We start from the raw sequence: 8756 nt of genomic DNA on the forward strand, positions 1-8756 counted from the left end.
ATGTTGGCGGTTAGAATGAAGCGGTTTGAAAGCGCGTCGTCGACACCCTGCGGCCGCGTCACAAAGCACTTCTGGTTGGCGCGGATGGTCAGTCGTATCACCTCGGCTGGAATGGCGAGGAATGCCTCCTCGAACTCGCCCATCAGCACGACAGGCCATTCGACCAGCCCGGACACCTCCTCCAGCAGCCCTTCGTCCTCGACCAGGTCGAGCCCGTTGGCGAAGGCGAGATTGCGGGCATCGGCAAGGATGATCTCCTTGCGACGATCGGCATCGAGCACGACCTTGGCCGCTTCCAGTTTGGAAACATAGTCGTCGAAGCGGCGCACCGTGATCGCATCAGGCGCATGAAAACGGTGGCCATAGGTGATGTTGCCGGAGCGGATGCCGTCGATCTCGAAATCGACCACGACCGGCTCCTCTGTCTCCGGGCCGAACGTGCACAGGATCGATTGCAGCGGGCGCACCCAGCGCAATGAACCGGGCTTGGCCGAGGCCGGCCCCCAGCGCATCGATTTCGGCCACGGGAAATTGCGGATGATATCAGGCACCAGGTCCGCGATGATCTGTTCGGCCGCCCTGCCCGGCTTCGAAATGTGGGCGACATAAAAATCGCCCTTCTTCGGATCGGAATGGACATGCGCCTCGGCGATCGAGGAAAGTCCGGCCTTGCGCAGGAAGCCCTGGACCGCCTGTTCGGGCGCCGATGTCGAAGGCCCCTTGATCTCTTCGTTTATATCCTTCGAGCGCGCGGTCAGGCCCCTGATATCGAGCGTCAGACGCCGCGGCGTCCAGTACTCGCGCGCCGCTTCATAGGTCAGTCCCGCCTCGACCAGGCCGTCAGTCAGCATCTTCCTGAGATCGCCAGCCGCCTTGCGCTGCATGCGGGCGGGAATCTCTTCCGAGCGGAGTTCTAGAAGCAGGTCAGGCATGGATGGGGCTCACGCGGCAAAATGGTCCGGGCGGGGGCATAGCAACTCGGCTGGCCGCTGTCACCCTTTCCGCACGGGGATCGCCGATTTGCGCCCGTTTCCAGAAATTTTGGCCATCCTGTCGGGACGAGACCGCGCCACCCGTCCTTGGATCAAAGATTTCCATGAACCGAACGCAGCGCTGAAGCGACCCACGCTCAGGCAGGAAACTATTGGCTCAAAGACCATGAAAACGGCATCCAGACTTCTGCAGATCCTCGCACTCGGCGCCTGCTTCACCGCGCAGGCTCACGGTGCCTTCTCGATGCCGGGCGTTCGACAGGCATTGCGCACAATCGACGGTGCCAGCAGCCAGAACATACTGCCGATCAAAGCTTCCTTCGAGATGATGAAGCGGGCCTGAGACTCAGGCCGCCAGGCCACCCGCCTGCGTCTTCAAAAACGCCTCACCGCAGGCCTTCGCCAGATTGCGCACCCGCAGGATGTAGCTCTGCCGTTCGGTGACCGAAATCACGCCGCGCGCGTCAAGCAGGTTGAAGACATGGCTGGCCTTGATGCACTGATCATAGGCCGGGAAAACCATGCGGTGCATCGGCAGATTGTCGTTCGATGCCGGCGCGCCGGCATCGAGCAGCGCCTTGCATTCGGTCTCGGCGTCCTCGAAGTGGCGCAGAAGCATCGCCGTGTTGGCGTGTTCGAAATTGTGGCGCGAATATTCCTGCTCGGCCTGCAGGAAGACATCGCCATAGGTGACCTTGTCGGCGCCTTCCCGGCCGTTGAAGTTGAGGTCGTAGACATTGTCGACGCCCTGCACATACATGGCCAGCCGCTCCAGCCCGTAGGTGAGTTCGCCGGCCACCGGTGCGCATTCGATGCCGCAGACCTGCTGGAAATAGGTGAACTGCGAGACTTCCATGCCGTCGCACCAGCATTCCCAGCCGAGACCCCAGGCGCCCAGCGTCGGGCTTTCCCAATCATCCTCGACGAAGCGGATGTCGTGCAGCAGCGGATCGACGCCGATCGCCGCCAGCGAGCCGAGATAGAGTTCCTGCAAGTTGGGCGGGTTCGGCTTCAGGATCACCTGGTACTGGTAATAATGCTGCAGCCGGTTCGGGTTCTCGCCATAACGCCCGTCCTTGGGGCGGCGCGAGGGCTGGACATAGGCAGCGTTCCAGCGCTTTGGGCCGAGCGCGCGCAGCGTCGTTGCCGGATGAAAAGTGCCGGCGCCGACTTCCATGTCGTAGGGTTGCAGGATGACGCAGCCATAGGCCGCCCAATAGTTGTGCAAGGTCAGGATCAGCCCCTGGAACGAGCGGCTGGGATGCATATGGGCGGGGATTTCAATTGTCACGGGTGGCCTCGACAGCACAGGCTAGCTTGCCGGCACGTCCTAGAGACACGGCGGCGAAGCGTCAAGCAAAGCACGCCGATGCGGTCGCGCCGACATTATGGACAATGTTGAGAGCTTTGCAGGGGCTGGCCCATTGCCCATCTCTCGGGCCTGCGCTCTGTTCGCCTGTGCAGCAACGACAACAGGTTCCAGCCATGCCCAGCCCGATCGTCATCCGCCCCGTTGCGCGCCAGGATTTCGAGCAATGGCTGCCGCTGTGGGACGGCTACAATGCATTTTATGGCCGCTCGGGCGAAACGGCCCTGCCGGGTGAGATTACCCAGATGACATGGTCGCGTTTCTTCGATGCCTATGAGCCGGTCCACGCGCTGGTGGCCGAAAGCGAGGGACGGCTTTTCGGCCTCGTGCATTATCTCTTCCATCGCAGCACAACGGCGATCGCGCCGAATTGTTATCTGCAGGACCTTTTCACCACGCAGGCATCGCGTGGCAAAGGCATCGGACGGGCGCTGATCGAGGGCGTCTACGAGCGCGCCCGGGCAGCCGGTTCAGGCCGGGTATACTGGCTGACGCATGAGACCAATCACACGGCAATGAAGCTTTACGACAAGGTCGCCGAACACTCCGGCTTTGTCGTCTATCGCAAGCTCTTCTGAGGCAGCCAGCCGAATACGCGGTTCAAACGAAAACGGGACCCTGAAAAGAGCCCCGTTTGCGTTGAATTCAAATGGCTGACTTCATCCCTTCGGGGCGGGCACCGGCTCCGGCTTGACCTTCGGGGTCTCCTGCGCCGTGTTGGATTCGATCGGCGGCAGGCCCTTCATCAGCTTCTGCTGCAAGTTGGCCAGCACATCGGGATCCGGCTTCAGGTCGCGAGCCTGATTCCACTGGAAGGTGGCTTCCAGCTTGCGGCCGACGCGCCAGTACGCATCGCCCAGGTGGTCGTTGAGAACCGGATCTTCCGGCTTCAGCGACACGGCGCGTTCCATTTCGCGCACCGCGTCATCGAACCTGCCGAGGCGGAAATAGGCCCAACCCAGCGAATCGACGATGTAACCGTCGCTCGGCCTGAGGTCGACGGCCTTTTGAATCATCGCCAGCCCTTCCTTGAGATTCATGTTCATGTCGACCCAGGAATAGCCGAGATAATTCAGCACCTGCGGCTGGTCGGGGAACAGTTCCAGCGCCTTGCGGAAGTTCGGCTCGGCCTTGGGCCATTCCTTCAGGCGCTCATAGGCGATACCGCGCTGGTAGAAGATGTTCCAGTTGGCTGCGGTCGGCGTCTTCAGCGCCTCGACAGCCTTGTCGTAGAGTGTGGCGGCCGAACGGAAATCCTCCTTCGAGGAATAGACGCCACCGAGCGCCAGATAGGCGCGCATGTCATTGGGATGGGCGTCGACGAAAGCCTTCAGATGAGTGATCGCTTCTTCGTGACGGTCGAGATCGGCAAGGTTGAGGCCGAGTTGCAGGTCCGAAAGCTCCTTCAGCGGCGAACCGGCGGGAATCCGGCGATAGAGCGCGATGGCGCCTTCGCCGTCCTTCAATTGCTCGGACACGGCAGCGAGTTGCACAAGGGCAGCGTCGCTGTCAGGCTTCAAAGCAAGCGCATATTGCAGATAGAGGCGCACGAACGGCTCGCCGCCGCCACGGTTGAGCGCGGTGGCGAGGTCGAGCAGGATTTCGGAGGCGCCATCGGATGGGCCGGCCACCAGGGGCGCAATCTTGTCGCCTTTTGCAATTCGGTCGCGCAAGGCGACGATTTCCAGCTTGCCAGGCGAAAACGCCTCGGCCTGGTCGAGCACCGACAGCGCCTTGGTCTTGTCGCCCTTGCGGGCCAGGAACGAGGCGTAGGCCTGGGCATTGCGCATCCAGGTTTCGGGAGCGGCACCACCGGCGGCGGTATCCTGCATGGTCGCGGCATAGATGGCCTCGGCCTTTTCGGGCATGCCGGATGCATCAGCGATCAGGGCGCGGTGGAACGACTTGAACAGGCCGAACCAATCCGGCCCCTGCAGCTTGTCGATGGACGCCATCGCATCGGCAGGCTCGCCGGCGCCTTGCTGCGCCCAGCCGGACATCACCCCGGAGATCAGCCGGTCGAGATCGGATTCCAGCGACAGCTTGAGCCAGTACTGCGCCTTGGTGAAATCCTTCTTGTGGAAGGAATCGACGGCGAGTGCCAGTCGCGAGAAACGCTCGACGTCAGGCACTTCCTTGAGCTTGTCGGCATAGACCAGGGATTCGTCGAAGCGCCCTTGCGCGATCAGCGACAGCATCAGGCTCTGCTGCAGGCCGGTGTCGCTCGGATCGAAGGCCAATGCTTGCTTGTAGTAGGCGATGGCGCTGTCGAGGTCGTTATCGCCTTCGGCGATCCGGGCTGCCAGATAGGCGCCCGAAAACGACGTGATCTTGACCGGTTCGGTGGTTTGCTTGGCATAGGCCGGCAAAGCCGAGATCGCCATGCCTGTCACAATTGCCAGCCTTGTCAGCCAGCGCGCACGTCCTTGCCGCATCGTATCCCTTTCAGCCAGGCGCCATCTCCGCGTCAGCGGGATCGGCGTAGACTCGATCTTTCCAGGCAAAGCATGGCCTTTTTGGGGTCGCGCTTCAATCCGCCTCGAATTCACAATCCGGGCACCCGATTAACAAATCATGGCGACAGGCACCAATTTTCCGCTCTTGGGATTTCGGCCATGGCCCTACGCGGCGCCGAATATATCACAGATTCGACGCTGAGGCTCCGCTTCGACCGCTAAGGCTCGGGCCAATATCAGCCCTCGCCTGGCGAGACAGACCGTTGCACCAGCGTGTCGCTGTAGCCGCCGGCCGCTATCGTGCTGCACAGTTCGTTCCATTCGCAGCCGCCGCAGGCCTTGCGTACACGGCCAGCCGAAAAGGCCTGCCGCATCCGGCCCAGCATCGCAGCATCGAGATCAAGACGGGCGCCGACGCGGATTGGCCGCGCCAGCAACTCGCCCACATCCTGCGTGGCGAGCCGGTCCCGCTCGACGACGCTCTCGTTGAGGCAGTGCGGTTCCGGCTCATCAAGCAACGGGGCGCAGACATCGTCCGGGCCGGAAACGAGGAGGATGTCCTCGCCCCGGCTCAGGCGCTCCGCTACGCGATCATAATTGGCGGTGAAGGCGGGGCTGTATCCCTTGCCCACATAGGTGAGCAGGCAAAGGAGGTGGTGGGCGCGCAGCCTGATCGTCACGGATTGACCGGCTTGGCCTTACCGCCGCGAAGCGCCATGAGCGTCGCGGCACCCAGCGCCGACTTGAGCAAGCCGCCGACGATGAACGGCAGGAAGCCGAAGGTAACGGCCTGTTCGGCTCCAATCATGACGGCAAGCCATGCTGTGCCCAGCACAAGGCAGGCAAGATTGCCAAGCAGCATGGCGACGAAGGCAAGCATCACCCTTTTGCCGTTCCAGCCGCGTTCGGCCAGCCAGCCGACCAGTGCGCCGACAAGCGGGAAGGCGAAGAGATAGCCAGCCGTCGGCCCGACGAAATGCGCCGCACCCGCTGCCCCTCCAGACAGAACCGGAAAGCCGACCGCACCCTCGACCAGCCAGGCGGCGATGGTGAGCGCGCCAAGCCGCCAGCCATAGAGCGCGCCGACCAATGTCACGGCGAAGGTCTGCATCGTCACCGGGACCGGCACCATCGGCACTTCGACGTAGGATGACAGCGTCAGGAACAGGGTGCCGAGCACGACGGCTCCGACCTGCCAGGCAAGGGAACGATCCTGAAGCCGGAGCGGACTGAACGACGGCTTGCTGGGTGAGAATGCGACGTCTGTCATTGGGATTCCTTCGATCGATTTCAAATTATAGATAATTTCTGTTTTCGATCTATTATCGAATCCACACTTCCCTGGAGATTGCAAGCCCTGGCTTTGGCCGAGGCCGTCTAACCTACGATGGCGAAGGCTTCGCGCGTCGTTCCGGAAGCCGTCCTGACCGGCTTGCGGCCAATCCATTGGACGTGCCGCCCCAGTGTGACGGCCGCCGATTCGGTGTTTCCCTGCCGCAAGGCGGCGAGGATCGCGCGATGGTCCTGATCGGTGCGTGTCTCCCACTCCGAGCGCCATGCCGCGAACAGGAAACGGGCGCTTGCCGCGTGCAGATCGTCGATGGTCGCGAGCAGGCGCGGCATGCCGCATGGCGCGAGGATCAAGCGGTGGAAGGCGCGGTTGGCTTCCTCCCACGACCTGACATCGCGGGACTTGTCGCCGGCCTTGGTCGCCTCCTCGGCGAGATCGAGAATGGCCGATGTCAGATGCGGCGCGGCGTGGCGCAGCGCCAGCACTTCAAGGGCGGCGCGCATTTCGGCGACTTCCTTGACCTCGCCCAGATCGAAAGACGCGACACGCACGCCGCGGCGCGGCTCGCCGATGGCCAGCCCTTGCGCCTCGAGGCGGCGGAAGGCCTCGCGCACCGGAACATGGCTGGTTTGGAATTCTTCGGCGATGTGATCCTGCCGAAGCCTGGCCCCCGGCTCGATCGCACCGGAGATGATGCGGTCCGCCAGAACCTTGCTGATGCGCACCGCGATGGTGTCGTCTGTGCCCTTTGCCATGTTTTATAGATAATTTGCGGCAGGGCGGCTTGTCGAGACGGCGGGACCGAATTCCTAAACTTCGTCTTAGCGCAGGCCAGAGATAGCGTCGCGAAAGTCCAGCCTTTAGTTGACCCGGCTGATGCAGAAATCGATGACGTCGATCAGCGCCGATTTCTGCGGCGTCGCTTCGAGCGGCGCCAGCGCGTCGCGGGCAATCTCGCCGAAATGGCGCGCGCGTCCGATCGTGTCGGCAATGGCGCCGTGGCGGGTCATCAGGCCGGTCGCCTTTTCCAGGCCGGCGTCATCGGCGACATTGTCCTCGATGGCGCGCTTCCAGAAGGTGCGCTCGGCCTTGGTGCCGCGCCGATAGGCGAGAATGACCGGAAGCGTCACCTTGCCCTCGCGGAAATCGTCGCCGACATTCTTGCCCAGATCCTTGCTGGTGCCGCCATAGTCCAGCGCGTCGTCGATCAGCTGGAAGGCCAGGCCGAGATTCATGCCATAGGAGCGCAGCGCGGCGCGATCGTTGCGCGTCGCCTGGGCAATAACCGGGCCGACCTCGGCAGCAGCCGAAAAAAGTGCGGCGGTCTTGGCCTTGATGACGGCGAAATGCTCGTCCTCGGTGGTTTCGAGGTTCTTGGCGGCGGCAAGCTGCATGACCTCGCCCTCGGCGATGATCGAGGCCGCACTCGACAGGATATCGAGCGCTTCGAGCGAGCCGACATCGACCATCATGCGGAAAGCCTGGCCGAGCAGGAAGTCGCCGACCAGCACGCTTGCCTGGTTACCCCAGATCATGCGGGCGGTCTTCTTGCCGCGGCGCATGCCGCTCTCGTCGACGACATCGTCGTGCAGAAGCGTCGCGGTGTGCATGAATTCGACGGAGGTGGCGAGCTTGACGTGGCCCTCGCCGGCATAGCCGAACATCTGGGCTGCGGCCAGCGTCAGCATCGGCCGCAGCCGTTTGCCGCCGGACGAGATCAGATGGTTGGCGACCTCCGGGATCATCTCGACGTCGGAGCCGGCCTTGGACAGGATCAATTCATTGACGCGCCCCATATCGGCGGCAGTCAGATCGATCAGATCCTTGATGGAGGCGGGCTCCCGCTTCCCGTTTTCGATGTTGAGAACGACACCCACGACAATCACTCCCGTCTTGGTATAGAGCGTGCGACGGCACCCTTAGTCCCTGTATGGACTCTAGGGCGGCGGACATGGGCACGGCAAGTGGCGAATTGGCGCGGCGGCGGCGACAGAATGTCAACGACCCCCAAGGGAACGGCTCTGCCCCGGAATCCCCTGCCCGTTTACATCAATAGCGCAAACTGCGAGTTTCATACGATGATAGAACTAGTCCGCACCAACGATGCCGTGATCATTTCCTTTGTCGAATCGCTGATGCGCGACGCCGGCATTGCCTGCTTTGTCGCCGACCAGAATATGAGCATTCTCGAAGGGTCGATCGGCCTTTTGCAGAAGCGCGTCATGGTCGACGCCGACCAGGCCGACGCGGCACGGCGCATCCTCAGGGATGCCGGCATCGCCAACGAAATCCGCGGAAAATAATGTCCGCCGCGCCCGCCGCCCTTGTCCCGGACACGCCGGCCCATACGGTCGACGCTTTCCATCGCGGCCGGTTCTGGCTGGTGCAGCCCAAGCAAGGCGGTCATCGCGCCGGCATGGATGCGATGATGCTGGCGGCATCCGTGCCGTCCTCCCTTGCCGGTCGTCTCGCCGATTTCGGTGCCGGTGCCGGGGCCGCCGGCCTGGCGGTGCTGTCGCGCTGCCCGGCCGCCGAGGCGGTGCTTGTCGAACGCGCGCCGGAAATGGCGGCCTTCGCGGCAGCCACCCTTGCCCATCCCGGCAATGCCCATCTGAGCGATCGCGCCTCCGTGCTGGTCGCCGATGTCC

General features: G+C 62.9%; 11 protein-coding genes. 4 read left to right on the forward strand and 7 right to left on the reverse strand.

Going from position 1 to position 8756, the window contains the following annotated elements; genetic code table 11:
- A partial coding sequence (locus EN949_RS29265; protein ID WP_127371864.1) for a glycine--tRNA ligase subunit beta occupies nt 1–932 on the reverse strand: 932 nt, incomplete at its 3' end.
- A gap of 88 nt (nt 933–1020) precedes the next feature.
- On the opposite strand from EN949_RS29265, the gene EN949_RS29270 reads away from it, so the two are divergent.
- The gene (locus tag EN949_RS29270; protein WP_127366332.1) at nt 1021–1335 is read left to right on the forward strand and encodes a hypothetical protein; all 315 of its coding nucleotides are present in this window, start codon (nt 1021–1023) and stop codon (nt 1333–1335) included.
- A 3-nt stretch (nt 1336–1338) separates the two neighbouring features.
- On the opposite strand, the gene EN949_RS29275 is transcribed toward EN949_RS29270, so the two are convergent.
- Complete coding sequence (locus tag EN949_RS29275) at nt 1339–2259, reverse strand: glycine--tRNA ligase subunit alpha (RefSeq protein ID WP_174299093.1); 921 nt, start codon at nt 2257–2259, stop codon at nt 1339–1341.
- A gap of 218 nt (nt 2260–2477) precedes the next feature.
- Here EN949_RS29275 and EN949_RS29280 point away from each other — a divergent pair, with 218 nt between their 5' ends.
- The gene (locus tag EN949_RS29280; RefSeq protein WP_013532825.1) at nt 2478–2939 is read left to right on the forward strand and encodes a GNAT family N-acetyltransferase; all 462 of its coding nucleotides are present in this window, start codon (nt 2478–2480) and stop codon (nt 2937–2939) included.
- A gap of 81 nt (nt 2940–3020) precedes the next feature.
- Here EN949_RS29280 and EN949_RS29285 read toward each other — a convergent pair whose 3' ends face one another.
- The 5 genes from EN949_RS29285 to EN949_RS29305 all read right to left on the reverse strand — a co-directional run bounded on the left by EN949_RS29285 (nt 3021) and on the right by EN949_RS29305 (nt 7985).
- Nucleotides 3021–4796 carry a tetratricopeptide repeat protein gene (locus EN949_RS29285; protein WP_013532826.1) on the reverse strand — a complete coding sequence of 592 codons (1776 nt, stop codon included), beginning with the start codon at nt 4794–4796 and terminating at the stop codon, nt 3021–3023.
- A gap of 257 nt (nt 4797–5053) precedes the next feature.
- The gene (locus EN949_RS29290; protein ID WP_127366331.1) at nt 5054–5497 is read right to left on the reverse strand and encodes a DUF1284 domain-containing protein; all 444 of its coding nucleotides are present in this window, start codon (nt 5495–5497) and stop codon (nt 5054–5056) included.
- Nucleotides 5494–6087, reverse strand: coding sequence for a biotin transporter BioY (locus tag EN949_RS29295; protein ID WP_127366330.1), 594 nt, complete (start codon nt 6085–6087; stop codon nt 5494–5496). The genes EN949_RS29290 and EN949_RS29295 overlap by 4 nt, the downstream gene beginning before the upstream one ends.
- A gap of 107 nt (nt 6088–6194) precedes the next feature.
- Nucleotides 6195–6863 (reverse strand): GntR family transcriptional regulator, encoded by a 669-nt coding sequence (locus tag EN949_RS29300; protein WP_027164176.1) that lies wholly within the window; start codon nt 6861–6863, stop codon nt 6195–6197.
- Nucleotides 6864–6968: 105 nt separating this feature from the next.
- On the reverse strand, nt 6969–7985 hold the full coding sequence (locus tag EN949_RS29305; protein ID WP_013532830.1) for a polyprenyl synthetase family protein: 1017 nt from the start codon (nt 7983–7985) through the stop codon (nt 6969–6971).
- Between the two features lie 201 nt (nt 7986–8186).
- Here EN949_RS29305 and EN949_RS29310 point away from each other — a divergent pair, with 201 nt between their 5' ends.
- Together EN949_RS29310 and EN949_RS29315 are read left to right on the forward strand one after the other, a co-directional pair.
- Nucleotides 8187–8411 carry a DUF2007 domain-containing protein gene (locus EN949_RS29310; protein WP_063167652.1) on the forward strand — a complete coding sequence of 75 codons (225 nt, stop codon included), beginning with the start codon at nt 8187–8189 and terminating at the stop codon, nt 8409–8411.
- Nucleotides 8411–8756: methyltransferase (locus EN949_RS29315; protein WP_164782574.1), on the forward strand; the 346-nt coding region annotated here is incomplete at its 3' end. The genes EN949_RS29310 and EN949_RS29315, both read left to right, overlap by 1 nt.

This window comes from Mesorhizobium sp. M7A.F.Ca.US.007.01.2.1 (genome assembly GCF_003998165.1).
Classification (GTDB): Bacteria; Pseudomonadota; Alphaproteobacteria; order Rhizobiales; family Rhizobiaceae; genus Mesorhizobium; species Mesorhizobium ciceri.

Coding starts and splice junctions, on each gene's coding strand:
- EN949_RS29275 (WP_174299093.1), bottom strand. CDS start 2,259: ATGCATCCCAGCCGCTCGTTCCAGGGGCTGATCCTGACCTTGCACAAC.
- EN949_RS29280 (WP_013532825.1), top strand. CDS start 2,478: ATGCCCAGCCCGATCGTCATCCGCCCCGTTGCGCGCCAGGATTTCGAG.
- EN949_RS29285 (WP_013532826.1), bottom strand. CDS start 4,796: ATGCGGCAAGGACGTGCGCGCTGGCTGACAAGGCTGGCAATTGTGACA.
- EN949_RS29295 (WP_127366330.1), bottom strand. CDS start 6,087: ATGACAGACGTCGCATTCTCACCCAGCAAGCCGTCGTTCAGTCCGCTC.
- EN949_RS29300 (WP_027164176.1), bottom strand. CDS start 6,863: ATGGCAAAGGGCACAGACGACACCATCGCGGTGCGCATCAGCAAGGTT.
- EN949_RS29310 (WP_063167652.1), top strand. CDS start 8,187: ATGATAGAACTAGTCCGCACCAACGATGCCGTGATCATTTCCTTTGTC.